This is a genomic window from Stappia sp. P2PMeth1 (assembly GCF_900185735.1).
Lineage (GTDB): Bacteria > Pseudomonadota > Alphaproteobacteria > Rhizobiales > Stappiaceae > Stappia.
In genome coordinates this window covers 166,796-192,043 of record NZ_FYAW01000019.1, presented here as the reverse complement: position 1 = coordinate 192,043, position 25,248 = coordinate 166,796, and the positions used below count along the sequence as shown (strand labels likewise).

The window sequence follows — 25,248 nt, the reverse complement described above, 5'->3', positions numbered from 1 at the left end:
GTGCGGTCCGACGGCGGAAGGGGAGGCGGAGACTGATGACAAGCCAGGCAAGGCCGCGTGTCCATACGATCCCGCCCTCCGCGCCCTTCCTGCGGACCCTGGTCGATGCCCTGTTCGACGGGCGGCTGGTGCCCGGCTTCGACCCGGCCGCCGACCCGCTGGCGCTGGCCGACCTGACGCTCTACCTGCCGACCCGCCGCGCCGCCCGCGCCATCGCCCCGCTGATCCGCGAGAAGCTGGGCGGGGCGCCGGTGCTGCTGCCGGCAATCCGCCCGCTCGGCGATGTCGAGGAGGACCTGCACCTGTTGCAGGTCGAGGCCTGGGCCGACGGCCTGCCGCCGGCGCTGCCCGAGATGGAGCGGCGCTTCGCCATGACCCGGCTGGTGCAGGCCTGGGAGGGCGCGCTGCGCCGCGAGGTGCTGGGCCTGCCGCCCGGCGCGGTGCTGCGCGCGCCCGCCTCCGCCGCCGATGCCGCGTGGCTCGCCGGCGATCTGCTCGCCCTGATGGACGAGATGGCGACGGAGGAGATCCCCTGGACCGGGCTCGCCGGCCTGGTGCCGGAGGACCATGCCCGCTACTGGCAGATCACCCTGGACTTCCTGAAGATCGCCATGGAGCACTGGCCGGCCTATCTGGCAAGCCGGGAGGCGAGCGACCCGAAGGCACGGCGCTCGATGCTGCTGCGGCGCGAGGCGGAGCGGCTGCGCCAGGCCCCGCCGCGCGGGCCGGTGATCGCCGCCGGTGCCACCGGCTCGATCCCGGCGATTGCCGACCTGCTCGCCGTCATCGCCGGGCTGGAGCGCGGCGCCGTGGTGCTGCCCGGCTTCGATGCGGCGATGGACGAGGACAGTTGGCGGGCGATCCTGGGGGGCGAGGGCGTTTCGGGGAGCCCCAGCCATCCGCAATACGGCATGGCCCGGCTCGCCGGCGCGTTGAAGATCTCGCGCGACGAGGCGGTGCCGCTGGCGCTAGGCGCGAGCGAGGCCCTGCGGCTGCGCGACCGGCTGGTCGCGGAGGCCCTGCGGCCGGCCGAGACGACGGATGTCTGGCCGAGGGTCGTTGCCGAGATTCCGGAAGAAGCGCGGGCTGGCGCCTTCGCCGATGTGGCGCTGATGGCGGCGCGCAACGAGGCGGAGGAGGCGCTGGCTGTTGCCACCGCCCTGCGCGCGGCTGTCGAGGAGGGCAAGACGGCGGCGCTGGTGACGCCGGACAGGACGCTGGCCCGCCGGGTCGCCGTCGAACTGTCGCGCTGGGGCCTGCAGCCGGACGACAGCGCCGGCCGGCCGCTCGACCAGACCGCGCCCGGCGTGCTCGCCCGCCTTGCCGCCCGGCTGGCGCTGGACGGGCTGGAGCCGGTGGCGCTGCTCGCCCTGCTGAAACACCCGCTGACGCGGCTTGGTTTGCCGTCTAACAAGATCCGTGCCGCGGCGCGCGCCCTGGAGCGCGCGGTGCTGCGCGGGCCGCGCGCCAGGGCCGGAACTGGCGGCCTGCGCGAGGCGGTCGCCGCCGCGCGGCGGCTGGCGACCGAGGGCGAGACGCCGGTGCGCCTGCCGCGCTGGCAGAAGCTGCATGAGGACGACTGGGACGATGTCGCCGACCTCGTCGATAGGTTGGCGCAGGCGCTGGTTCCGCTGGAGCGCCATGCGGAGACGCGCGAACCGGTCGACGTGGTGCAGCTTGCCGCCGATCACGAGGCGGTGCTGGTGCGGCTGGCCTGCGACGAGGAAGGCCGTTCCGACGAGCTCTATGCCGGCGAGGCCGGCGAGGGGCTCGCCGCCGCCTTTGCCGGGATGATCGCCGCCGGTCCCGCCGGCCTCGCGGCGCCCGCCGCCGACTGGCCGGACATGTTCATCGCCCTCGTCTCCGGCATCAATGTCCGCCGCCGCCTGCCGGGCGATCCGCGCATCGCGATCTTCGGGCCGATGGAAGCGCGGCTGCAGGACTTCGACCTGCTGGTGCTGGGGGCGCTCAACGAGGGCAACTGGCCGCAGGCGACGCGCAACGACCCCTGGCTCAACCGGCCGATGAAGGGCGGGCTCGGCCTCGACCCGCCGGAGCGGCGCATCGGCGCGGCCGCCCATGATTTCTCGCAGGCGCTGGGCGCAAGACAGGTCATCCTGTCGCGGGCCGAGCGCTCTGGCGGCGCGCCGGCCGTCGCCTCGCGCTGGCTGCTGCGGCTGACGACGCTGCTGGGCCACGGCGTCACCGCCGCGATGCAGGCGCGGGGGCAGGCCGTGCTGGCGCTCGCCGCCCATCTCGACCGGGCCGAGGCGGGAGTTGCGCCGATCGCGCGGCCGGAACCGGCGCCCCCCGTTGCCGCCCGCCCGCGCCGGATCTCGGTGACCGAGGTGGAACTGCTGATCCGCGATCCGTATGCGCTCTATGCCCGCAAGGTGCTGGTGCTGGACCCGGTCGAGCCGATCGGCGGCGATCCGGGCGCGGCGGAAAAGGGCACGCTGATCCACGATTGCCTCGCCGACTTCCTGAAGAGCTGGCACGGCCCGTTCGACGCGGCGGCGCTGGCGCATCTTCTCGCCATCGGCCGGGCGCGGTTCGCCCCGCTCGATGCCTTCCCGGCGATCCGCGCCGTGTGGTGGCTGCGCTTCGAGCGGATCGCCGCCGCCTTCATCCGCCACGAGGCAGGCCGCGCCGATCTGATCGCCGGCCGCCATCTGGAGATCCCCGGCGCGCTGGAGCTCGACCTTGCCCCCGGCGGCCGCGTCACCCTGTCGGCCCGGGCCGACCGTATCGACCAGATGACCGATGGGAGCCTCGCGGTGATCGACTACAAGACCGGGCAGGCGCCGAGCGACAAGGAGGTCGCCGCGCTGCTGGCGCCGCAATTGCCGCTGGAAGTGGCGATGATCGGCAAGGGCGCCTTCGGCGAGGTCGACCGGGCAGCGCCTGTCGCGACGCTCGCCTATCTGCGCCTGACCGGCGGGCGCACGCCGCTGGAATGGCAGGACCGGACGCCGAAGAATACCGGCGTCGACGAGTTGGCGGCCGAGGCGCTGGCCCGCACGGTGAAACTGTTTGCCGGCTATGAAAACCCGCAAAAGGGCTATCTGTCGCGCGCCAGGGTGCGCAAGGAAGCGGAGATGTCCGGTCCTTACGACCATCTGGCGCGGGTGCGCGAATGGGCGCTGGGTGGAGGGGAGGAGGAATGAGCACCTTCGAGATCCCTCTCGCGACGCGCGAGAAACAGGCGCGGGCCGCCGACCCGCTGCGCTCGGCCTGGGTCAGCGCCAATGCCGGCTCGGGCAAGACCTTCGTGCTGGCGCGGCGGGTGATCCGCCTGCTGCTCGCCGGCACCGCGCCCTCGCGCATCCTCTGCCTGACCTTCACCAAGGCGGCGGCCTCCGAAATGGCGACCCGCGTCTTCGAGACGCTGGGCTCGTGGATCGCGCTGACCGATGAGGCGCTGGCGAAGGAACTGGAGGTCATCGAGGGACGGCGGCCGGATGCGCGCGGACTGGCGCGGGCGCGCCATCTCTTCGCCGTGGCGCTGGAAACGCCGGGCGGGCTGAAGATCCAGACCATCCACGCCTTTTGCGAGGCGATCCTGCACCAGTTTCCGCTGGAGGCGAATGTCGCCGGCCATTTCCAGGTGCTCGACGACCGGCAGGCGGCGGATCTTCTCGCCGGCGCCCGTTCGCGCGTGCTGGCGCTGGCCGAGCGCGAGCCGGAGAGCCGGCTCGGCCGGGCGCTGGTGCATCTGGTCTCCGAACTCCCCGACAAGACGGTGGAGGCGGCGCTTGCCGACCTGATCGCCCGCCGCGACACGCTGCGCCGCTGGCTGCAGGATGCCGGCTCGCTGGAGGCGGCGCTGGCGCAACTCGCCGAGGCTTTCGGCCTTTCGGAAGGCGAGACGCTCGCCGCTCTCGACGCGGCGCTTTGCGAGGAGGTCTCGATCTCGCCGCAGGAGGCGCTGGCCTATGCCGAGGCGCTGGCGAGCGGCGGCGCGCGCGACATCGAGCGGGCCGAACGGCTGCGCATGGCGGCCCGGCTCGCCGGTACGCCGGACGCGTGGTGGGAGGTCTGGCACCGGGTCTTCCTCAACAAGGACCTGGCGCCGACCAAGTCGCTCGCCGGCAAGAAGGTGGAAGAGAATTTCCCGCAAGTTGTCGAGCGGCTTTACGCCGAGCAGGAGCGGCTGTTGGCGCTGCTCGAGCGGCGGCGGATCGCCTATGCGCTCGCCGGCACGGAGGCAGCGCTGCGGCTCGCCGATGCCATGCTCGACATCTACGAGGGCGAGAAGACCCGCCGCGGGCTGATGGATTTCGAGGACCTGATCGTGCGCACGGCAAGCCTCTTGTCGCGCGCGGATGCGGCGCTCTGGGTGCAGTACAAGCTCGACCAGGGCCTCGATCATATCCTGGTCGACGAGGCGCAGGACACCAGCCCGCACCAGTGGCGGGTGGTGCAGGCGCTGGCCGAGGAGTTCTTCGCCGGCGCCTCGGCGAACCCGCGCACCCGCACGCTCTTTGCCGTCGGCGACGAGAAACAGTCGATCTATTCGTTCCAGGGCGCGGTGCCGGCCTATTTCGCCGACATGCGCCGCTATTTCGAGCGGCGGGCGAAGGAGGCCGAGGCGGCGTTCGAGCGGGTCGAGCTGACGCTCTCCTTCCGCTCGCGGCCCGATGTGCTCTCCGCCGTCGACACGGTGTTCGCGGAGGCCGACATGCATTCCGGCCTGTCGCGGGAGGCGGGCGCGCCGGTGCACGAGGCGGTGCGGCGCAACGATCCGGGCATGGTCGAGATCTGGCCGCCGGAAGAACCGGTGGCGCAGGAGGTGCCGGACGACTGGACCGCGCCGGTCGACCGCATCGGCGCGGGCAGCCCGATGCTGCGGCTGGCCGACCGGCTGGCGCGCTCAGTGCGCGGCTGGTGGAAGAGCGGCGAGGCCGCGCCCGGCGACGTCCTGGTGCTGGTGCGCAAGCGCGGGCCCTTCGTCGATGCGCTGACGCGCGCGCTGAAGCGCGAGGGCGTGCCGGTGGCCGGCAGCGACCGCTTGGTGCTCAACGACCATATCGCGGTCGAGGACCTGCTGGCGCTCGGCCGCTTCCTCTTGCTGCCCGAGGACGACCTGTCGCTCGCCTGCCTGCTGAAGAGCCCGCTGATCGGCCTCGACGACGAGGCGCTGTTCCGCCTCGCCCGCCCCGATGGGGCGAACCTTCGCTCCGGCACGCTGTGGCAGTCGCTGCGCCGGCAGGCGGAGGGCGATCCGGCATTCGAGCGGGCGCGCGAGCGGATCGAGACCTGGCGGGCGCGCGCCGACTTCCTGCCGCCCTTCGAATTCTTCTCGCGCCTTATCGGCGCCGATGGCGGTCGCCGCGCCTTCCGCGCCCGCCTCGGCTCGGAGGTCGACGACGTGCTCGACGAGTTCCTGGCGGTGACGCTGGCCTTCGAGCAGACCGGGGTGCCGGGGCTGGAGGGCTTCCTCGCCTGGTTCGCGGCCGCGCCGACGGAAGTGAAGCGCGAGCTCAACGCGGCACGCGGCGTCGTCCGCATCATGACCGTGCACGGGGCGAAGGGGCTGGAGGCGCCGCTCGTGGTGCTGGTCGATGGCGGTGCCGCGCCGGTCAGCGCCCATCACGACCCGGTGTTCATCGAGCGAACGTTGCCGGGCACTCTCGGCGAGGTCACGGGTCTTGTGTGGAACCCGGTCAAGGCCGAGCGCAGCCCCTGGCACGGCGAGCGGCTGGACGCCCTGCGCCAGGCGGCGGCCGACGAATATCGCCGCCTGCTCTATGTGGCGATGACGCGCGCCCGCGACCGGCTGGTGGTCTGCGGCTGGATGCCGGCGCGCGGCCAGTCGGACGAGTGCTGGCACGCGCTGGTGGCACGGGCGCTGGAGCCGGGCGCCCGCGACGGCGAGACGGGCGATGGCGGGGCCTGCCGCATCTGGCAGCGTCCGGGCACGACCGCGCCGGCGCCGCTGCTGGCGCGGGCCGGGGAAGCGGCGGCTGAGGAGGCGGGTTTGCCGCCGCCCGCCTGGCTGTTCGCCCCCGTCACGGCAATCGAGCGTCCGCGCCGCCTGCGCCCCTCCGAGGCCTTCGACGAGATGGAGGCGAAGGAGGGGACTGAGCCGGTGGCGGCGACCGACCGGCTGGCGGAAGCGCGGGCCGCGCCCGACTTCGCGCTGGAGCGCGGCCGCCACCTGCACCGGCTGCTGCAACTGCTGCCGGACCTGCCGCAGGCCGAGCGCCGTGCGGCAGGCGCGCGCTATCTCGCCCATGCCCTGACCCCGGTCTTTGCGCCGAGGGGAGAGCAGCTCTTGAGCGAAGCGCTCGGCGTGCTGGAGCATCCCGGCTTTGCCGCCGTGTTCTCGGGCGATGCCCGCGCCGAGGTGCCGCTCGCCGGCACGCTGCGCCTTGCCGACGGCTCGGCCTATGAGGTGTCGGGCCAGATCGACCGGCTGCGCGTCGATAAGGACGCGGTGTGGATCCTCGATTTCAAGACCGACCGCCGGGTGCCGGAGGGGCCGCAGGAGATCGCCGAAGCCTATCTGGTGCAGCTTGCGGTCTATCGCCGGCTGGTCGCCGACATCTGGCCGGGCCGGGCGGTGCGCGCCGCGCTGGTCTATACGGCGGGGCCGAAGCTGGTGGAACTGCCGGCAGAGGCGATGGACGCGGCGGTGGCCGCGCTGGCGCCGGCATGAGGGACGGCATGAGGGACGGCATGAGGGGCAGCGTCAGGGACAGCATCGGGGGTGCGACCCAACGCTTGCTTGACGCGGGCGGGCCGCCTTCCTACGTTCGGGGCAACGAAAGGATGCGTCGCATCCGCGAGCTTTTGGAAAGGGCATGAAATGGCCACTTCAGTCGTGACCGATGAGAGTTTCGAAGCCGACGTCCTGAAGGCGTCCGGCACCGTCGTCGTGGATTTCTGGGCCGAATGGTGCGGTCCGTGCAAGATGATCGCGCCGGCGCTTGAGGAAATCTCCGAGGAGATGAGCGGGCAGGTGAAGATCGCCAAGCTCAACATCGACGAGAACCAGAACATGGCGATGAAGTACGGGGTGCGCTCCATCCCGACGCTGATCCTGTTCAAGGACGGCCAGCCGGTTTCCACGCAGATCGGTGCGGCGCCGAAGAACAAGCTGGCCGCCTGGATCCAGACCGCGATCTGACGCGTTCCGGTTTCGGACGGACCTCACCCGAATCACGCTGCTCCGGCCCGCCAGGTGTGGTGGACCGGAGCGGTGCGTCTTGCGTGGACCGCCCCGATCGGGCCGGCCCGCACCGCGTCGACCCTGACGCGCTGACCCTGACGCGCTGACCCTGACGCACCGACCCTGAAGACGCCGAGCATTGCCGGGAAGACCATGAACGACAGCAACGACAAGACCAATCTCAACCCCGAGGATGCCGCGACCGGCCACGAGGCCGAGAGCGGCGGCGAGGCGCAGGCCGGCCTCGATCCGACCGAGGCGCTGCTGGCGGAAAACGCCGAGCTGAAGGACCGCATGCTCCGCACCATGGCGGAGATGGAGAACCTGCGCCGGCGCACGGAGAAGGAAATCCGCGACAGCAAGCAATATGCCGCCGCGAGCTTCGCGCGCGACATGCTGGGCGTCGGCGACAACCTGCGCCGGGCGCTGGAGGCGATCTCCGCGGACGCCCATGCGGCCGCCGACGAGGCCATGCGCGCCCTGATCGAGGGCGTCGAGATGACCGAGCGCGAGATGATCAACCAGCTCGAGAAGCACGGCGTGCGCCGCATCGACCCGGCCGGCGAGAAGTTCGACCCGAATTTCCACCAGGCGATGTTCGAGGTGCCCAACACCGAGGTGCCGAACAACACGGTGGTGCAGGTGATGCAGTCCGGCTACGTCATCGGCGACCGGGTGCTGCGTCCCGCCCTTGTCGGCGTGTCGAAGGGCGGGCCGAAGGAGCGCAAGCCGGAGGGCGAGGCGCCCCTGGCCGAGCCCGGCTCGACGGTCGACCGCACCGCCTGAGGGCCGTACCGCTCTCCCAGCGACTCGAGGGCGCGGCTCTCGGCGCGTGAAAGACCTTTGCAGGCGCGCCCTTGCGCGCGCCTGCGCAGTGCCCGCTGCCTTTTCCTTCTCTGCCTGTTTCGGCGTGTCGCCGCGCAAGGCGGTAGTGTCTCAGTTTGGAATCCTGTTTCCTTGATATCTATCCAAAGCGCCCAGTTCTTGTTATCTGTTTAAGTGCAAGAGTTGGGAGCATTCGCATGCCGGCAAAAGGAATTTATCGAACAAAAACGCCAGTAAGTGGCGCGGAATACGCGTTTGTCGATTATGGAGTCCCATCGTCGTTAGGCGAAATTCCGCGCTTCCAATACGATGCGCAAGGATATGAGCCGCCTTTCGACAAGCTTCCTACAAAAGATGAATACGAGGCTGGAAATATCCCCCCGATTAGAGAACAGAAGTAGCTCACGCGACGTTGGCCATAGCCGCGGGCGCGACCGACGCGCTCCAGCATCATAGATGCTGTGATAGCGATGATGGATGCGGGCCTCACCTAAAGCCTGATCAGCGTAGGCCTTACAAAAGTCCGGCCCGTCGCCACACGGGGACAGCGGGCGAGCGCCCCATTTCGGTCATTGCGGATGCGCGGGATTACGGCCTAGCATCGCCGCATGGCGACCATGCTCCAGATTCTCGACTTTCTCGGCGTTGCCGTCTTCGCGGTGACGGGGGCCATCGTCGCCTCGCGCCTGCGGCTCGACTGCCTCGCCTTCGTCTTCTTCGCCGTCTTCACCGGCGTCGGCGGGGGCACGCTGCGCGACCTGCTGCTCGACGCACCGGTGTTCTGGGTCGAGAACGAGATCTATCTCGTCGTCTGCATCGCCATCGGCGCGCTGATGTGGTTCGTCATTCCGCCCGTGGAGCGGCTGAGCAAGCCGCTGCGCTGGGTCGATGCCATGGGCCTAGCGGCCTATTCGGTGATGGGGGCGGCGAAGACGCTGTCGCTCGGCCACCCGCCGACGGTGGCCGTGCTGATGGGGGTGGCGACCGCGACCTTCGGCGGCATCATCCGCGACACCATCGCCGGGCAGCCTTCGGCGCTGCTCAAGCCGGAACTCTATCTCACCCCGGCCTTTGTCGGCGCGGGCGTCTATGTCGGCCTGTTTTCCTTCGGCATCGAGGCCTGGCCGGCTGCGATTGCCGGCGTGGCAGTCGCGTTCTTCCTGCGCGGCGGGGCGATCCTCAAGGGCTGGCATCTGCCCGGCTACACGCCGCCGCGGGACGAGTCCTGAACGACACGGCCCGGCTCGCTGAACCGTCGGACGCGGGACCGATCAGGCGGCGCTGCGCGAGGCGATCGCCTTGCCGCCGCCAGCCTGTTTCTGCCCCTGTTGCTGAACGGCCTTCAGCCGGTCGGCCTCCGAGTGCCAGAGGTCGGCCTCGCGCCGCTTGACGCGGGCCTCCTTGCGCCACTTGCCCTGCGCCGCCCAGGAGGCGACCCCGCCGATGAACACGCCGAAGGCGACGGCGGCGAACAGGATCCAGAACAGCGGCGCGTCGACGCTGAGCGCCGGATCGGCCCGGTTGAACGGGTCGAGCGACAGGGTCACGACATGCCGGTTGGCGACCGCGAGGGCAATCAGCACGATGGCGATCGGCACCAGCACCAGGTTCTTCAGAAAGCGCGTCAATTCCTGTCTCCTGTACGGCCAGTCTCCTGAAGGGTCAGGCTCCCTAGCGGGACGCTCCGCGCGGCCGGACGGGCGCGGGCTCGATCTCCGCTGCGCCTGCGACCCTCTTCCGGTCTCGCGACCCGGTCGGGCGATCTCAGTCGTCGTCGTCCGGATCTTCCGAGCCGTCGCCGTCGTTGAGCCGCTCGCGCATCTCCTTGCCGGTCTTGAAGAAGGGCACGTATTTCTCTTCCACCTCGACCTTCTGGCCCGTGCGCGGGTTGCGCCCGGTCCGGGCCGGGCGGTTCTTCACCGAGAAGGCGCCGAAGCCCCGAAGCTCGACCCGGTTGCCGTTGCGCAGGGCATCGGTGATCTCGTCGAGGATCGCGTTGACGATGTTCTCAACGTCCCGCTGGTAAAGATGCGGATTCTGTTCGGCGATCCGCTGCACCAGTTCCGACTTGATCATTCGCGTCCCCCTGTTCGGTCGAGACTTTCCGCCGCGTTGCGAGCGTGCCAAACGGATACAAGACCGTCAAGCGCAAGGCCTTCGGGAAGGATAGCCCCGGTCGCCTCGACCGCCTGCAGCGCGCCGCTGGCGACCCCGGCGCCGAACCAGTGGGCCACCTGGCCGAGCAGCGGCAGCCCGCGCTCGCTCTCGCGTTTCACGCGCCAGGTCACGACCGGCAGCGAGGCGGCGACGCCGCGTTCGCTCTCCAGCCATTTGCGGCTGGTTTCCTCGCCGCCGACTGCGTCGATTAGTCCGAGCCGCCGGGCGGTGTCGCCGGAATAGACGCCGCCCTGCGCGACGGCGCGCACGGCCTCCTCGTCCATCCCGCGCCGCTCCGCCACCCGGGCGACGAACCATTCGTAGCTGTCGTCGATCAGCGCCTGCAGGTTGTCGCGCGCGGCCTGCGGCGGCTCGGAGTGGAAATTCGGCTCCGCCTTGAGCGGCCCGGAGCGGACCACGTCGAACTTGACGCCGAGCGTGTCGAGCAGCCCGCCGAAATTGCCGTACTGGATATAGACGCCGATGGAGCCGGTGATCGAGGTGTGGCGGGCGACGATGTGATCGGTGGCGATGGCGGTCATGTAGCCGGCCGAGGCGGCCAGCGTGCCGATCTGCGCGACCACCGGCTTCTTCTCGGCCAGTTCGCGCAGGGCCAGATACAGCGTCTCGCCGCCGACCGTGGTGCCGCCGGGCGAGTTCAGCTCGACGATCACCGCCTTCACCCGGGCGTTGTCGGCAAGATCGCGGATCAGCTTGGCCCGGTCGCTGTCGTCGACGATGAGGCCGCTGACCTGCAGCCGGGCGACATGGTCGGCGCGCCGCGACAGCGAATCGAAGCTGCCGCTCCAGGCGAGCAGTCCGCCGATCGCGACGATCGCCAGCAGAAAGGCGAACACGCGCCAGAAAACCACCTTCCGGCGCAACCGTCGCCGGTCGACGAGGGCATCCGCATCAAGGGCCATGGGCCGAACCTCTCCGTTGTCTCCCTAGGGAGCGGCCTATCGCTACATGGCCGTGCCCCGGTTGAAAAGCCCGAACTGCGCGGCACGGCCGGCCGGCGCGCGCCCCGCGGGCTTGCCTGGCCCCGCGCCCTCTGGCAGTTAGGCGCGGGTCAGCCTTTGCTGCAGTGCAGGATAACAGGTTCGGGAGGGACAGAGAACCATGGCGCAAATCACCCTTAACACGCTCGATGCGCGCAAGGGCGAGGGCCGGCGCTTCGCGATGGTCACCGCCTATGACGCGGGTTTCGCCGCCGTCGCCGCGCGCGCCGGCCTCGAGACGCTGCTCGTCGGCGACAGTCTTGGCATGGTGGTGCAGGGGCGCGGCTCGACGGTCCCCGTCACCATGGACGACATGGCCTATCACACGGCCTGCGTGCGCCGCGGAACCGAGGCCGGCGAGCACCGCCCGCTGATCATTGCCGACATGCCCTTCGGCGCGGCCAACGCGCCCGACCAGGCCGCCGCCAACGCGGCGCGGCTGATGCAGGCCGGCGCCAATGTGGTGAAGATCGAGGGCGGCGCCTGGGTTGCCGGCACGGTCCGCCACCTTGCCGAGCGCGGCATGCCGGTCTGCGCCCATCTCGGCCTGACGCCGCAGACGGCCGACATGCTGGGCGGCTACCGCCTGCAGGGCCGCGACGAGGCGGCCGCCGCCCGCATCCGCGAGGAGGCCCGCCTGCTGGAGGCGGCCGGCGCCCGCCTGCTGCTGCTCGAATGCGTGCCGGACGCGCTCGGGCGGGCGGTGAGCGAGGCGGCAAAGGTGCCGGTGATCGGCATCGGCGCGGGACCTGCGACCGATGCGCAGGTTCTCGTCCTGCACGACATGCTCGGCCTCGGCGAGGGCCGCAAGGCGCGGTTCGTGAAGGACTATCTCGCGGGTCGCGGCAGCATCGTCGAGGCGCTGCGCGTCTTCGGCGAGGAGGTGCGCTCCGGCGCCTATCCCGCGCCCGAGCATTGCTACGGCTGATCTCCTCCGGCACTGCCGGGAGGCCTCTCTTTTCGATCTTCCGGGGTCGGGCCAGGGCGTGGCATTCTCGCGCGGGTCACGGCAAGGGAGCGAAAGATGAGCGTGCGGATCGTGCGGCTCGGAACGGAGCGGACGGAAGGCGAGGGGCCCCGGCTCGGCACGGTGCGCCGGCCGCCGCGCGGGGTGCGCAAGGACGACTACGCGACCGGCAACTGGTACGACACCTGGCTGCCGGAACTCTCGCCGAGCCCGGAGCTGGTGGCGAGCGCGCGGGCAGCAGAGTCGGAGGCGGACTGGGCCGGCTTCGTCAAGGCGTTCCGCAAGGAGATGGGCGCCGCGACGCCGGCGCGCCTGCTCGACATGCTGGCCCTCCTGTCACGGTCGGGCGACTTCTCGCTCGGCTGCTACTGCGAGGACGAGGCCCGCTGCCACCGGTCCGTGCTGCGCGAGCTGCTGACCGAGCGCGGCGCCGACATCGCCTGACACGTCCCGATAATCTGCCTGGTAACGACAGCCCCCCGGTCTTGCGGCCCCGAAACGAAAGACCCCCGGCCTTGCGGCCGGGGGTCTGTTTTTTGCGACGTTGCGAGTTGCGATCAGTCGTCGGTCTCGCGGGCCTTGAGGGCCGCGCCGAGAATGTCGCCGAGCGAGGCGCCCGAGTCGGACGAACCGTACTGCGCGACGGCTTCCTTCTCCTCGGCGATTTCCAGCGCCTTGATGGAGACCGACACGCGGCGGGTCTTCTTGTCGAACTGGGTGACGCGGGCGTCGAACTTCTCGCCGACCGAGAACCGCTCCGGACGCTGGTCGCCGCGCTCGCGCGACAGGTCGGCGCGACGCACGAAGGTGGTCAGGTCGGTGTCGACGATCTTGGCTTCCAGGCCGCCGTCCTTGATCTCGACGACTTCGCAGGTCACCACCGCGCCCTTGCGCAGCTCGCCAGCCGCAGCCGTGTCGAACGGATCGCCGCCGAGCTGCTTGATGCCGAGCGAGATCCGCTCCTTCTCCATGTCGACGTCGAGCACGACGGCGCGAACCATGTCGCCCTTCTTGTACTCTTCGATGACCTGCTCGCCCGGACGGTTCCAGTCGAGGTCGGAGAGGTGGACCATGCCGTCGACGTCGCCGTCGAGACCGATGAACAGGCCGAACTCGGTCTTGTTCTTGACCTCGCCCTCGACCTCGGTGTTGATCGGGAACTTCTCGGCGAAGGCCTCCCACGGGTTCTGCAGCGTCTGCTTCAGGCCCAGCGAGATGCGGCGCTTGACCGGATCGACCTCCAGGATCATCACCTCAACCTCCTGCGAGGTGGAGACGATCTTGCCCGGATGGACGTTCTTCTTGGTCCAGGACATCTCGGAGACGTGGATCAGGCCCTCGATGCCGGCTTCCAGCTCCACGAAGGCGCCGTAGTCGGTGATGTTGGTCACGCGGCCGGTGAACTTGGCGTCGACCGGATACTTGGCCTCGATGCCGTCCCACGGATCCGCCTCGAGCTGCTTCATGCCGAGCGAGATGCGGTGCGTGTCCTGGTTGACGCGGATGATCTGGACCTTGACGGTCTGGCCGATCGACAGGACCTCGCTCGGATGGTTGATGCGGCGCCACGCGATGTCGGTGACGTGCAGCAGGCCATCGATGCCGCCGAGGTCGACGAACGCACCGTAGTCGGTGATGTTCTTGACCACGCCTTCCATGATCTGGCCTTCCTCGAGGCTCTGGACCAGTTCCGAACGCTGCTCGGCGCGGGTCTCCTCGAGGACGACGCGGCGCGACACGACGATGTTGCCGCGGCGCTTGTCCATCTTCAGGATCTGGAACGGCTGCGGCGTGTGCATCAAGGGGGCGACGTCGCGGACCGGGCGGATGTCGACCTGCGAGCGCGGCAGGAACGCCACGGCGCCGTCGAGGTCGACGGTGAAGCCGCCCTTGACCTGGTTGAAGATCTGGCCGGTGACCTTCTCGTTCGCCTCGAAGGCGACCTCGAGACGGACCCAGCTCTCTTCGCGGCGGGCCTTGTCGCGCGACAGGACGGCCTCGCCGAGCGCGTTCTCGACGCGCTCCAGATAGACCTCGACCTTGTCGCCGATCGAGACGCCGGCGCCGTCGCCGTCACGTCCCTTGACACCGAATTCCTTCAGCGCGATGCGGCCTTCGACCTTCAGGCCGACGTCGATCACCGCGAGATCCTTCTCGATGGCGATCACGGTGCCGGTAACGACGGAGCCCTCGTACAGCTCGTGCTGCTCGAAGCTCTCTTCGAGAAGGGCGGCAAAATCATCGCGGGTAGGGTTCAAACTGCTCATCGAAACTCCTGGCAGCCAAATCTGGCTTGTCGCCGGCGGGTTTGTGTTGGTCCCAGGCGGCTCCTCCCTCCGGCAGCGCCCGTTTCGGGAACTGCTTCCGCGCCACTCCCGGACCTGTCGGTGCGAGCAAGGGGCGGGCCGGCGAGGCGGAAGGTGAAACCGCGCGCTCAGTCATGTCTTAAAGCGGGAGATCCGTAGCCGCTCTTCGCCGGAAGGGAGAACGCGTCCGTGGTCCGCCAGTCGTCGCCCCGGCCGGTCGCGGGCGAGCCGGACCTTGACGCCGATGGGCGCGGATGCCGCGCCAAGCGGACAATCCGGCTCTCCGAGGCCACGGGAAATGCGCCGACGTCGTGACCGCTACCTTGCGTTCACGTTATCGACGATATCCACAGCCGCCTTGAACGCGGTTTCTATATCCATTTCCGACGTGTCGAGCAAGTCCGCATCGTCCGCCGGCTTCAACGGCGCCACGGCGCGGCCGGCATCGCGCCGGTCGCGGCGCTCCAGATCCGCCAGCACCCGCGCATAGTCGGCGTCCTGCCCCTTGGAGATGAGCTCCTGGGTGCGCCGCCGCGCCCGCTCGGAGGCGCTCGCCACCACATAGAGCTTCACGTCCGCATCCGGGCACACCACCGTGCCGATGTCGCGCCCGTCCAGCACGGCGCCGGGCGGCTCCTGCGCGAAACGCCGCTGCGCCCGCACCAGTTCCTCGCGCAGGCCCGGCAGCACCGCGATGCGCGAGGCCGCCTCGCCGATCTCATGCGCCGACAGCACGTCGCGGTCGAGACGCGACAGATCGAGATTGCGCGCCGTCGCCACCGCCACCGCCTCGTCGCCGAGCGGCAGGCCGCGCGCCAGCAGCGCGGCCGCGACCGCGCGATAGGTGAGGCCGGTGTCGAGATGGCGCAGTCCGTAATAGTCGGCCAGCCGGCGTGCCAGGGTGCCCTTGCCCGAGGCCGCAGGCCCGTCGATGGCGATGATCATGCGGCCTGCTCTCCCGTCTCGCCGATGTCGCCGCCGAGCTCTGCAAACAGCGCCTCGAATGTCGGGAAGCTGGTGGCGATGACGCCGCCGTCGTCGACCGTGACCGGGTGGTCGGCGGCAAGGCCGAGCACCAGGAAGCTCATGGCGATGCGGTGGTCGAGATGGGTGGCGACCGTGCCGCCGCCGACCGGCCCCTTGCGTCCATGCACCCGCAGGCTGCTCTCGCCCTCCTCGCAGTCGATGCCGTTGGCGCGCAGGCCCGCGGCGACCGCCGCAAGGCGATCCGATTCCTTGACCCTCAGTTCTTCCAGGCCGAGCATGGTCGTGGTGCCTTGCGCGAAGGCGGCGGCAACCGCCAGCACCGGATATTCGTCGATCATCGAGGGTGCGCGGCTCGCCGGCACCTCGACGCCGGTCAGCTTCGAATGGCGCACGCGCACATCGCCGAGCCGCTCGCCGCCGGTCTCGCGGATATTGGTGATCTCCAGATCCGCGCCCATTTCCTGCAGCGTGGTCAGGAGGCCGGTGCGGTGCTCGTTGAGCAGCACGTCGGCGACGGTCACCTCGGAGCCCGGCACGATCAGGCCCGCGACGATCGGGAAGGCGGCGGAGGAGGGGTCGGCCGGCACGGTGACGTCCTGCGCCTGCAACTCGCCCTGGCCGGTGACGGTGATCACCCGCCCGCCGGCGTCGTCGTGGTCGACCTGGATCGTCGCGCCGAAGCCGGCCAGCATGCGTTCGGTATGGTCGCGGGTCGGGATCGGCTCGATCACCGTGGTCTGGCCGGGTGCGTTGAGGCCGGCCAGCAGCACCGCCGACTTGACCTGGGCGGAGGGCACCGGCACCCGGTAGCTGATCGGCGCCGCGGTGCCGGGACCGTGCACCGACAGCGGCAGCCGGTCGCCGGAGCGCGAGATCACCCGCGTGCCCATCATCCGCAAGGGCTCCAGCACCCGGCCCATCGGCCGCTTGATCAGCGAGGCGTCGCCCGTGAAGGTGGCGGAGATCGGATGGGTGCCGACGATGCCGAGGGCCAGGCGCACGCCGGTGCCGGCATTGCCGTAGTCGATCACCGTCTCCGGCTCGATCAGGCTGCCGAGCCCGGCCCCGTCGACGCTCCACAGGCCGGTGTCGTCGCGCCGGATGCGGGCGCCGAAGGCGCGCATGGCGGCGGCGGTGTTGAGCACGTCCTCCGATTCCAGCAGGCCTGAAACGTTGGTCCGGCCGACGGCCAGCGCGCCCAGCATCAGGGCGCGGTGCGAGATGGATTTGTCGCCGGGCACGGTGACCCGACCCTTGAGCGCGGCGCCGGAGCGGGCCGTCAGCGGCCGGGCGGAGGTGGACTGGGACATGCTGGATTTCCGGAAGCTTGAAGCCGACTGTTGCGTTGCACCTCGTATCATGCTGGAACCGATACGTCACCGTGGGTGTTGTCCTCGCCGCGGCTCCGCCGGAGGGGTCTGCAACCGCGTGGCGGTCCGGCGATCGCAAACCGGTTGCGGCCGTGCCCATAAAGGGTTTGACGAAGCAGGGCGGATTAGGCTTTGACAGGAAGCCGGGCAGCCTTTATGCGAACGCCCGATTATCTGCAGATCAAGGGTTGGAAACGTGGCAAAACCCGAACTTGGCACCAAGCGGCTGTGCGGCGGTTGCGGCACGAAATATTATGACCTCAATCGCGACCCGATCACCTGCCCGAAATGCGGCACGGTGTTCATCCTCGCCCAGGCGCTGCGGGTGAAGACCGCGGCCAAGGCTGCGGCCGTGGTCGAGGAGGACGAGGACGACGTCGAGCTGGACGACGAGGCGGCCGAGATGGTCAGCCTGGAGGAAGCGGACGCCGAGACCGAGGGCGATGCCGCCGTCGTGATCGACGACGAGGAAGTCGACGAGGAGATCGCCGACGACGATGCCGATGACGTCTTCATCGACGTCGAGGACGAGGAAGACGACGACGTCGGCATCGTGCTCGAGCGCGACGACGAGGACACCGACCGCTGATCGCGGCGTTGTCCACAGGCCTGGGGACCTTTCCCCGGCCTGTTCGGGCAAGCGGATTATTCCGCTTGACTTGAGGGGCGGAAGACGTATTTTCCGCCCGCACCGGCAAGACGAACCCAAGCGTCGCCGGATCGTTCGCACCGCGGCACCGGAGGTTTTCCGGAGCCCTGGTCGGACAAGACACTGGAAGACGGGGCCATAGCTCAGTTGGGAGAGCGCTTGAATGGCATTCAAGAGGTCAGGGGTTCGACTCCCCTTGGCTCCACCAGTCTTCTCTCTTCCCTGAGCGGGTTTCCGTTTTCCGTCCTCTGCCGGCGCCATCCCGCCGTGCCGTTTGCGGCTGATGCCGGCTTGTCGCCAGGCGCCGCGTCGGGCCGTGTTGACATCCCCGTTCCCCACCTCTCCCGCGAGACAATCCGACGGCTCCTTCTCCCGAACGGCAGCAGCGATGCCTGCTGCGTTTGACCGGCAGATCCGTATACTTGGCCCTGGCCGGTCCTGCGCGAGGCGGGCCGGGTCTGAAAGAGGAAATCGGTCAGGAAAGGGAGAGTTGGATGACAACCAGTACCGACAGATCGTCCCCTGGCGACAAGGCCGGGATGGATCGCCGCCGGCTGGTGGCGTGCTGTCTTGCCGCCGCGACGGCTGCCTTGGTGCCGGCGGCGGCCTCAGCGTCAACGCGAATCCGTGCCGACGCCCGTCAGAAATGCGCGACCTGCGACTTCTGGGGCGGCCGCAGGAGCGTGTCTGCCGATGGCGCCTTCGTCGAGGCGGCTGCGGGGGGCGAGTGCCGCAACCCTCGAAGCCCCGCCTATCGCAAGACGACCCGTCCCGATCAGGGGGCGCCGGTCTGGGTGCGCTGGAAGCGGCTGGGGTAACCGTCCGATGCCGGGCCGATGCAAAACCGCCATGGCCATCGCGGTCCTGCTGTCGATGCTGGCCGGGCCCGCCGCGCGGGCGGGCGCGGACCCGGCGGACGGGGAGGTGGCGGCCGAAGCGCTGCTTGCCGAGCCCGCGGCCTATCTGCTCGTCGATATCCGCCAGTCCGGCGAGACGCCGCACGAGGTGCCGGTCGAGGGATTGGCGCAGGAGCGCCTGACATTCCCGACCGGCGGCAGCGGGCCAATGCACGAAGCCGGGCTGGCCACCTTCTATGCGGGGCTGAAGGACCTGGTGCGGCGGTATCCCGGTCGCCGTCTGGTGCTGGCCTGCGGCATCGCCGCCCGCTCGCGGGAGGCGCTGCGGCTGGCACCGGGCTACGGACTGCAGGGGCGCCTGTGGCATCTTGCGGACGGGCTGGAGGGCAACGACCGGGGGATCGGCCTGCTCGACGCGGTGCGGCTTCGCTGACGGCAGGCCTCGGCGCCGTCGCTGTCTTGCCCGCATAAAATCGTACACGATCTATTCGTGAGCGATTGACATCGGGTATGCGGTCGCCTATTTAGATCGTGCACGAGATAATCGTGAGCGATAAAAACAGGAGACCGCAATGACCTATTTCACCACCACCGACGGAACCCGCCTCTTCTACAAGGACTGGGGAACCGGCCAGCCCATTCTCTTCGCCCATGGCTGGCCGCTGTCGTCCGATGCCTGGGACCAGCAGATGCTGTTCTTCGGCCACAAGGGCTTCCGGGTCATCGCCCATGACCGGCGCAGCCATGGCCGCTCCGACCAGACCTTCGACGGCAACACCATGGACCAGTACGCCGACGACCTGGCGGAGCTGATCGAGGCGCTGGATCTGCGGGATCTGATCCTGGTCGGCCATTCGACCGGCGGCGGCGAGGTCTCGCATTATATCGGCCGTCACGGCACGGCGCGGGTCGCCAAGGTCGTCCTGGTCGGCGCCGTTCCGCCGCTGATGCTGCAGACGCCGGCCAATCCCGAGGGCACGCCGCTGTCGGTCTTCGACGACATCCGCAACAACACCGCGACCAACCGCTCGCAGTTCTTCTTCGACCTGACCGTGCCGTTCTACGGCTTCAATCGCGAGGGCGTCGAAAGCAACGAGGGCCTGCGCGAGAACTTCCGCCGCATCGGCCTGCAGGGCGGCATCAAGGGGCAGTACGACTGCGTCCGCGAGTTCTCGGAAGTCGACTACACCGAGGACCTGCGGCGGATCGACCGGCCGACGCTGATCATTCACGGCGACGACGACCAGATCGTGCCGATCCGGGCCTCCGCTCACCTGGCGGCGCAGATCGTTCCGGATGCCACCCTCAAGATCTACGAGGGCGGCTCGCACGGCCTCGCCGAAACCGAGGCCGGCCGCTTCAACGCCGATGTTCTCGCCTTCATCCGCGGCTGAGCCCGTCCTCGGCCCGCACCTCAACACCGCATCAGATCTGAGAAGGATCCTGTCATGTCCAAGTTTGCTGCAACCCTGGCGCTCGCCGCCGCGCTGCTGTCCGGCGCCGCTGTCGCCGAACCGGCGAAGCCCACCATCGTCTTCGTGCATGGCGCTTTCGCCGACTCCTCGAGCTGGAACGGCGTCGTCGCCCAGCTCCAGAAGGACGGGTACACCGCCGTCGCCGTCGCCAATCCGCTGCGCAGCGTGTCGGACGACGCGCGCCTCGTCTCGGACGTTCTGACCGGCATCGACGGTCCGGTGGTCCTTGTCGGCCACTCCTATGGCGGTCAGGTCATCTCGGCGGCGGCGAACGGCCACGCCAACGTCAAGTCGCTGGTCTATGTCGCGGCCTTCGCGCCGGAGGCCGGCGAGAGCGTGGCGGAGCTGAGCGGAAAGTTCCCGGGCGGGACCCTTGGCGAGGCGCTTGCGCCGCCGGTCCGGCTCGCGGATGGCGGCGTTGACCTTTCGATCGACCAGGCGAAGTTCCACGCCCAGTTCGCGCACGACGTTCCGGCCGGGGAGGCGGCGCTGATGGCGGTCGCCCAGCGGCCGATCACCGAAGCGGCGCTGACGGAAAAGGCCGGCGAACCGGCCTGGAAGGCGCTGCCGTCCTACTTCGTCTATGGCGACGGCGACCGGAACATCCCGGCGCAGGCGCTGGCCTTCATGGCCGAGCGCGCCGGGTCGAGGCGCACGGTCGTCGTCGAAGGCGCCTCGCATGTGGTGATGATCTCGCAGCCGCGAACCGTCGCGGAGCTGATCGTCGAAGCGGCCCGGTAAGCGGCCCGGTAAGCGGTTCGGTAAGCTCCGCGCCGGCCGGACAAGGCAAGGCCCCGACGCCGCAGCGTCGGGGCCTGTCTGTTTACCGGCACGCGCGGGGCCGCGTCACCGCAGCAGATAGGCGCGCGAGCCGCCCGACCCGGTTGTGGCTGCGCCGCGCGAGATCGCCACCGTGCCGTCGAGGCTCAGCTTGTTGAGGACCAGCGTCATCCCGTCCGAGGCGATTCGGCCATTCCCGTTGAGATGCAGGTTGCGGCTCGGAAGATGCACGCCGCCCCGGATCGTCATCGCGCCGTCGAGAGTGTAGCGCCCCCAGGCATCGACCGGCAGATTCGGCGCTTCGTACAGCGCGAGGCCCTTGTAGGGGCCTGCGGTCGGCGCCGTGAGCTCGAGCTGGGAGTTGCCCTGGACCGTCAGGAAGGCCGAGTTGGCGTCGGCGAGATGAATGGTGACGCCGACCCCCGAAACCTTCTGGTCGTTGAAGACCAGCCGGCTTCCCTCCGACAGGACATAGAGCCCCGCGCCCATCTGCACGTCCCGAACCGCCCCGTTGAAGGTGAAGTTGGCGCCCTTGAACAGATAGGTGCCCGCGCCGAAGTCCACCCGCTGGGCGTTGAACGAGACCCCGCTCTTGAACACATAGTCGCCGGGCTCGAACTTGACGCTCTGCACATGGCTGTTGATGTTCGGCCAGCGGCAATAGGTTCCCGGCTTGAACACCATGCGGCTCAGCTTTTCATCCGGCAGGGCCGCGTCCGGCATGCAGGCGGTTTCGCGAACGATGGTCGCGGAAATGACCGGCAGCTTTCCCTTGTAGGGATCCTCGCTGGGGCTGCAGTTCTCCTCGAAGCCCGGCGGCCAGGGGCGGGCATTGCCGCCGAACCGGCCGGCCAGGCACAGGCGCTGGACGTCGATGTTCTTCGAATCGATCCAGGTGGCGGGAAGCGCCTTCGAATGCACGTGCATCTCGCAGTCGGGCATGTCGATCCTGCCGCCGCCATTGGCCTTGAAGGCATCGTGGCCATGCCGGTCGACAAGGAAGATGCAGGCCTGCGCGGTCTTCACGGCCACGCCCGACTCCACCGACACCGGGATCATATCGATCCCCACCACCGTCATGAACTTCGAGGGAAGCAGCGCCCTGGCCACGCCCGAGAACTCTCCGGTCCCTTCCGAGAACTCGAAGGAGATCTCGATCCCGCGGCCACCGACGAGATTGGCGGAGAAGAACTCCGTCGCCGCTCTCGACCTGTCGCTTTCCTGGGTCGCCGCCGCCAGCACCGCGGCATCGAGCGCCTGCTGCATCTCCCGCCGAAGCCTGAGGGCGGAGGCATAGTCGATACCGACACCGGCACAGGTGATCAGGACAACGCTGCACAGGGCAAACAGGATCGCGACGCTGCCCTCGGTTGCCCTCCCGAATTTCGACAGGCGGGCAAGCACTGCCCCGGCCGCCGACCAGGCCACCGACCAGGCCGCCGACCGGACCCCTTCCTTTTTCTTTTCGTTGACAATCACTCGCGATCTCCTGCGAAATAAACGCAAGATCGAGGGAGAGCTACAGAAAATAATGAAATCTTAAGCGCCTGGATGACCCTGGGGGATCTTGCGCCAATCGGATAGAGGAGGCGTCAAACGGACAGTCTTTGCGACTTTGGCGCGAAGTATGTGCAAGGTTCAACGCGAGTCCCTCCTCGGTCATGAGGACGGATCATATGCGTAAGGCTGGCGAATTGTCGGGGCGACGGGAGGCACGGCGCATGCCGGGCGCGGGTTTACAGGCCCTGGGCTTTTTTCACCGTGACCGATGGATGCACGCCATAGGTCTCCCGGTATTGCTGCGCGAAGCGCCCGAGGTGCGAAAAGCCCCATTTTAGGGCCACCTCCTTGATGGGCAGCACGTTCTGGGGAAGCGACAGCTCGACGTGAACGGCCTCCAGGCGGAGGCGGCGCAGATGCAGGATGGGCGTCGTTCCGCAATACTGCTGGAAGCCCGCCTGCAGGGAACGGGCGCTGACGCCCGCGGCTTCGGCGAGGTCGCCGACCGTCAGCGGCAGATGCATGTTCGCATGCATGAAATCGACGGCCAGCTTGACGTGCCGCGGCAGCACATCGAGCCGGCTGCCGCGCGCCCGGTGGCTGAACCGGTGGGGAAGGGTTTCGAAGACGAGACGCAGCAGGGCCTCGATCAGCAGGACCAGCGACTTCGGCGACCTTTCCAGCACCCTGTCGCCATGCATTCCCGAGACGATGGTCTGGACGAGCAGCTTGAAGGTCGCGCCGGCGCTGGTTGCAAGATCGAAAAGCGGGGGAAGGGCGAGCCGGCTGAGCACCGCGCCTTCATACAGGGAGGACAGGGTCCGGCTGACCACCCCTTCCTGGACGATGAGCGATGTGGTGACGAGCTGGGGATAGGCCCTGGCCGTCAGGCCCTGCAGCCGCGAGTTGGCGACCAGGATGGCCTGATCCGGGACCGCCGTGATCTTCTCGCCCTCGATAAACGCGTTGGACCGCCCCCCGGAAACCGGAAGGATGATGGTGAGGCCCTCGTCCTTCGCGTCGAGATCGGCACGCCAGTCGCCGCTATAGGCCTTGTTCAGCAGAACGAGGTCCGGGCTGGCGACCACGTTCGACCACCACTGGAACTTGGTGTCTCGCCCGTATTCGGGCCGCGCCTTGAAGGGAGAGACTTTTCCCCGGAACGAGTCCAGCATGGTTTCGAAGCCGATGCCCGACAGCGGGGGCGCAGCGAAAAAGGGCAGAGTGTTCGGCATGTCGCTCCTGGAACATCGATGCGGCCCAAAGCCTGGCCGTCGCTGGCCGGCGGCGCGCTCCGCAGGGTCAGCCGATCGGTCAGGAAGTCATTACGGGCCGATTGCCGGCGGGATCGTCACCGATTTGGCCCCCGGGCACCAGCACCATCTACGGAACAATGGGCGCTATCCTCATCAGTCTGCAACTAGCCGAAAGGTTTAGGCCGTGGACTCATCTTTGTGCCGGAGCCGGTGTCCGGCGGCCCGCCGAAGCGGGCCGCCGGTTGTTGAGGGGCCGTCAGGCGGCGCGGATGGTGCCGAGGAACTCGGCCATCGCGGCCTGCACCCGGTTGGAGCGCGCATGCAGGTCGCGGATGGATTCCCGCATCTCGTTGCTGAGCGTGCCGGTATGGGTGGCTTGGTCGGTGACGTCGACGATCGAACTGCTGACGCTGCGCGTGCCGCTGGCCGCCTCGGCGACATTGCGGGCGATCTCGTTGGTCGCCGCGTTCTGCTCCTCCGTCGCCGCCGCCATCGCCGAGGTGCGCTGGTGGATGGCGCGCACCATCTCGGCGACCGAATTGGTCGCGACGATGGAATCGTCGGCCGCCAAGCGCATCTCGGAGATCTGGGTATCGATCTCCTCCGTCGCCCGGGCCGTCTGCTCGGCCAGCGCCTTCACCTCGGAGGCGACGACGGCAAAGCCCCGTCCCGCTTCGCCGGCCCGCGCTGCCTCGATCGTGGCGTTGAGCGCCAGCAGGTTGGTCTGCTCGGCAATGTCGGTGATCAGCTTGGTGACGTCGCCGATCCGGGCCACCACCTGCTGCAGCTTGCCGACCGCCTGGTTCGAGCGCTCGACCTCGCTAGAGGCTTCCGTCACCACCTTCGAGGAGGCGTGCACCTGCTCGTTGATCTCGGCGATCGAGGCGGACAGCTCCTCGGTGGCGCTGGCGACCGTGTTGACGTTCTCCGTCGCCTGGTGCGAGGCGGAGGCGACCGACAGCGCCTGGCGGGTGGTGCCTTCGGCGATCTCGGCCAGCGCGCCGGCGGTGCCGTTCAGCGTCTCCAGCCCGCTGGTCATCTCGCGGGTGATGGTCATCACCGTTTCCTCGAAGCTGGCCGCCACGCGCTCCATCTCGATGCGCCGCCGCTCGGCCGCATCGAGCCGGGCGTGCTCGGTCTCCGCCTCCAGCTCGCGGGTGCGGATCAGGTTGGCGCGGAAGACGCCGAGCGCCTGGCCCATGCGGCCGATCTCGTCGGACCGGTTGCCGAGATCGATCTCCTCCTCCGTGTTGCCGTCGGCGAGCTTGCGCACCACGTCGGAGAGACGGGCAAGCGGCCGCGAGACCATGGCGAAGTTGAGATAGCCGAGGATGGCGGCGAAGAGGGTGATCAGCAGCCCGCTGCCGAGCGCCACCATCTGCGCCGAGGCAAGTTGCGACCGCTGCTCGGCGAGGAGCGCGGTCTCGCGGCCCTGCAAGGTCGCCTGAAGCTGGCTGACCCCGTCGAACGTGGCGGCGAGCAGGCCGGCGCCGGTCGGCGTCAGCTCCATGGCGCGGGCGAGATCGACCGTCTCGGGCACGCGCATCAGGCGGATCTGCTCGCTGGCGAAGTCTGTGCGCCAACTGCTCCAGGCCGAACGGATCGTGTCGGCCTCGCCGGCAAGCGTGCCGTCGAACGAAGCAAGCTGCCGCTTCAGGTCGTCGAACTGGCCGGAAATCCGGGCCGTCTGCTCCTCGACCTGGCCGACCCAGTCGCGGTTGCCGGTGAGCAGGAAATTCTTCACCCACAAGGCCTGTTCGAGAACGGCCTGCTTGAGGTCGTCGGCGTCGCGCGAGATCTCGGTGACGTGCTCGGCAAGCTCGACCGCATCGGAGGCGGCGATGGTCTTGGACCAGGTGATCGCGCCGCCCGTCGCGCCGATCAGCGCCAGGCAACCGAAGGCGATCGCGCCCTTGGTGGAAACGGAAAGTCTGGAAAACATGG

22 protein-coding genes and 1 tRNA gene are annotated in these 25,248 nt (G+C 69.1%); 14 read left to right on the top strand and 9 right to left on the bottom strand.

Annotated elements, in window-relative coordinates:
* Positions 1–35: 35 nt before the first annotated feature.
* The 6 genes from addB (at position 36) to P2PM1_RS11860 (ending at position 9,228) form a co-directional block, all read left to right on the top strand.
* The gene (gene addB, locus P2PM1_RS11885) at positions 36–3,167 is read left to right on the top strand and encodes a double-strand break repair protein AddB (protein WP_186399200.1); all 3,132 of its coding nucleotides are present in this window, start codon (positions 36–38) and stop codon (positions 3,165–3,167) included.
* Positions 3,164–6,661, top strand: a complete 3,498-nt coding sequence (gene addA, locus P2PM1_RS11880; RefSeq protein WP_186399199.1) for a double-strand break repair helicase AddA — start codon at positions 3,164–3,166, stop codon at positions 6,659–6,661. Before addB ends, addA begins: the two co-directional genes overlap by 4 nt.
* A 150-nt stretch (positions 6,662–6,811) precedes the next feature.
* Entirely contained in the window at positions 6,812–7,132 is a 321-nt protein-coding gene (trxA, locus tag P2PM1_RS11875; RefSeq protein WP_186388749.1) for a thioredoxin, read from the top strand.
* A gap of 195 nt (positions 7,133–7,327) precedes the next feature.
* Positions 7,328–7,960 (top strand): nucleotide exchange factor GrpE, encoded by a 633-nt coding sequence (gene grpE / locus P2PM1_RS11870; protein ID WP_186399198.1) that lies wholly within the window; start codon positions 7,328–7,330, stop codon positions 7,958–7,960.
* Positions 7,961–8,196: 236 nt separating this feature from the next.
* Positions 8,197–8,400, top strand: coding sequence for a hypothetical protein (locus tag P2PM1_RS11865; protein ID WP_186399197.1), 204 nt, complete (start codon positions 8,197–8,199; stop codon positions 8,398–8,400).
* 207 nt (positions 8,401–8,607) lie between these two features.
* A complete protein-coding gene (locus P2PM1_RS11860) occupies positions 8,608–9,228 on the top strand; it encodes a trimeric intracellular cation channel family protein (protein WP_186399196.1) in 621 nt (206 codons plus the stop codon).
* Between the two features lie 42 nt (positions 9,229–9,270).
* Here P2PM1_RS11860 and P2PM1_RS11855 read toward each other — a convergent pair whose 3' ends face one another.
* From P2PM1_RS11855 to sppA, 3 genes are all read right to left on the bottom strand, one after another.
* Positions 9,271–9,627: a LapA family protein gene (locus tag P2PM1_RS11855; RefSeq protein WP_186388754.1), complete on the bottom strand. Its 357-nt coding sequence runs from the start codon at positions 9,625–9,627 to the stop codon at positions 9,271–9,273.
* 136 nt (positions 9,628–9,763) lie between these two features.
* The gene (locus P2PM1_RS11850) at positions 9,764–10,075 is read right to left on the bottom strand and encodes an integration host factor subunit beta (protein ID WP_186388755.1); all 312 of its coding nucleotides are present in this window, start codon (positions 10,073–10,075) and stop codon (positions 9,764–9,766) included.
* Entirely contained in the window at positions 10,072–11,079 is a 1,008-nt protein-coding gene (gene sppA, locus P2PM1_RS11845; RefSeq protein WP_186399195.1) for a signal peptide peptidase SppA, read from the bottom strand. The genes P2PM1_RS11850 and sppA overlap by 4 nt, the downstream gene beginning before the upstream one ends.
* Positions 11,080–11,278: 199 nt before the next feature.
* On the opposite strand from sppA, the gene panB reads away from it, so the two are divergent.
* Both panB and P2PM1_RS11835 read left to right on the top strand, forming a co-directional pair.
* A complete protein-coding gene (panB, locus tag P2PM1_RS11840; RefSeq protein WP_186399194.1) occupies positions 11,279–12,085 on the top strand; it encodes a 3-methyl-2-oxobutanoate hydroxymethyltransferase in 807 nt (268 codons plus the stop codon).
* 96 nt (positions 12,086–12,181) lie between these two features.
* Complete coding sequence (locus P2PM1_RS11835; protein ID WP_186399193.1) at positions 12,182–12,568, top strand: DUF488 domain-containing protein; 387 nt, start codon at positions 12,182–12,184, stop codon at positions 12,566–12,568.
* 113 nt (positions 12,569–12,681) lie between these two features.
* Here P2PM1_RS11835 and rpsA read toward each other — a convergent pair whose 3' ends face one another.
* The 3 genes from rpsA to aroA all read right to left on the bottom strand — a co-directional run bounded on the left by rpsA (position 12,682) and on the right by aroA (position 16,727).
* Complete coding sequence (gene rpsA, locus P2PM1_RS11830; protein WP_186388759.1) at positions 12,682–14,391, bottom strand: 30S ribosomal protein S1; 1,710 nt, start codon at positions 14,389–14,391, stop codon at positions 12,682–12,684.
* A 357-nt stretch (positions 14,392–14,748) separates the two neighbouring features.
* Positions 14,749–15,375 carry a (d)CMP kinase gene (gene cmk, locus P2PM1_RS11825; RefSeq protein ID WP_186397171.1) on the bottom strand — a complete coding sequence of 209 codons (627 nt, stop codon included), beginning with the start codon at positions 15,373–15,375 and terminating at the stop codon, positions 14,749–14,751.
* Positions 15,372–16,727: a 3-phosphoshikimate 1-carboxyvinyltransferase gene (gene aroA, locus P2PM1_RS11820; RefSeq protein ID WP_186399192.1), complete on the bottom strand. Its 1,356-nt coding sequence runs from the start codon at positions 16,725–16,727 to the stop codon at positions 15,372–15,374. The genes cmk and aroA overlap by 4 nt, the downstream gene beginning before the upstream one ends.
* Positions 16,728–16,983: 256 nt before the next feature.
* Between aroA and P2PM1_RS11815 the strand changes: the two genes are divergently transcribed.
* The 6 genes from P2PM1_RS11815 (at position 16,984) to P2PM1_RS11790 (ending at position 20,509) form a co-directional block, all read left to right on the top strand.
* On the top strand, positions 16,984–17,376 hold the full coding sequence (locus P2PM1_RS11815; RefSeq protein WP_186388762.1) for a TIGR02300 family protein: 393 nt from the start codon (positions 16,984–16,986) through the stop codon (positions 17,374–17,376).
* Positions 17,377–17,568: 192 nt separating this feature from the next.
* Positions 17,569–17,644: transfer RNA gene (locus P2PM1_RS11810), tRNA-Ala, on the top strand.
* A 286-nt stretch (positions 17,645–17,930) separates the two neighbouring features.
* On the top strand, positions 17,931–18,254 hold the full coding sequence (locus P2PM1_RS11805; protein ID WP_186399191.1) for a hypothetical protein: 324 nt from the start codon (positions 17,931–17,933) through the stop codon (positions 18,252–18,254).
* A gap of 31 nt (positions 18,255–18,285) precedes the next feature.
* Positions 18,286–18,726 (top strand): hypothetical protein, encoded by a 441-nt coding sequence (locus P2PM1_RS11800; protein WP_186388799.1) that lies wholly within the window; start codon positions 18,286–18,288, stop codon positions 18,724–18,726.
* Between the two features lie 139 nt (positions 18,727–18,865).
* Positions 18,866–19,687 (top strand): alpha/beta fold hydrolase, encoded by an 822-nt coding sequence (locus tag P2PM1_RS11795; RefSeq protein WP_186399190.1) that lies wholly within the window; start codon positions 18,866–18,868, stop codon positions 19,685–19,687.
* 54 nt (positions 19,688–19,741) lie between these two features.
* On the top strand, positions 19,742–20,509 hold the full coding sequence (locus P2PM1_RS11790) for an alpha/beta fold hydrolase (protein WP_186399189.1): 768 nt from the start codon (positions 19,742–19,744) through the stop codon (positions 20,507–20,509).
* Between the two features lie 105 nt (positions 20,510–20,614).
* On the opposite strand, the gene P2PM1_RS11785 is transcribed toward P2PM1_RS11790, so the two are convergent.
* The 3 genes from P2PM1_RS11785 to P2PM1_RS11775 form a co-directional block, all read right to left on the bottom strand.
* Positions 20,615–22,027: a pilus assembly protein TadG-related protein gene (locus P2PM1_RS11785; RefSeq protein WP_186399188.1), complete on the bottom strand. Its 1,413-nt coding sequence runs from the start codon at positions 22,025–22,027 to the stop codon at positions 20,615–20,617.
* 257 nt (positions 22,028–22,284) lie between these two features.
* The gene (locus tag P2PM1_RS11780) at positions 22,285–23,283 is read right to left on the bottom strand and encodes a helix-turn-helix transcriptional regulator (RefSeq protein WP_186399187.1); all 999 of its coding nucleotides are present in this window, start codon (positions 23,281–23,283) and stop codon (positions 22,285–22,287) included.
* Positions 23,284–23,560: 277 nt separating this feature from the next.
* A complete protein-coding gene (locus P2PM1_RS11775; RefSeq protein WP_186399186.1) occupies positions 23,561–25,246 on the bottom strand; it encodes a methyl-accepting chemotaxis protein in 1,686 nt (561 codons plus the stop codon).
* Between the last annotated feature and the right edge of the window lie 2 nt (positions 25,247–25,248).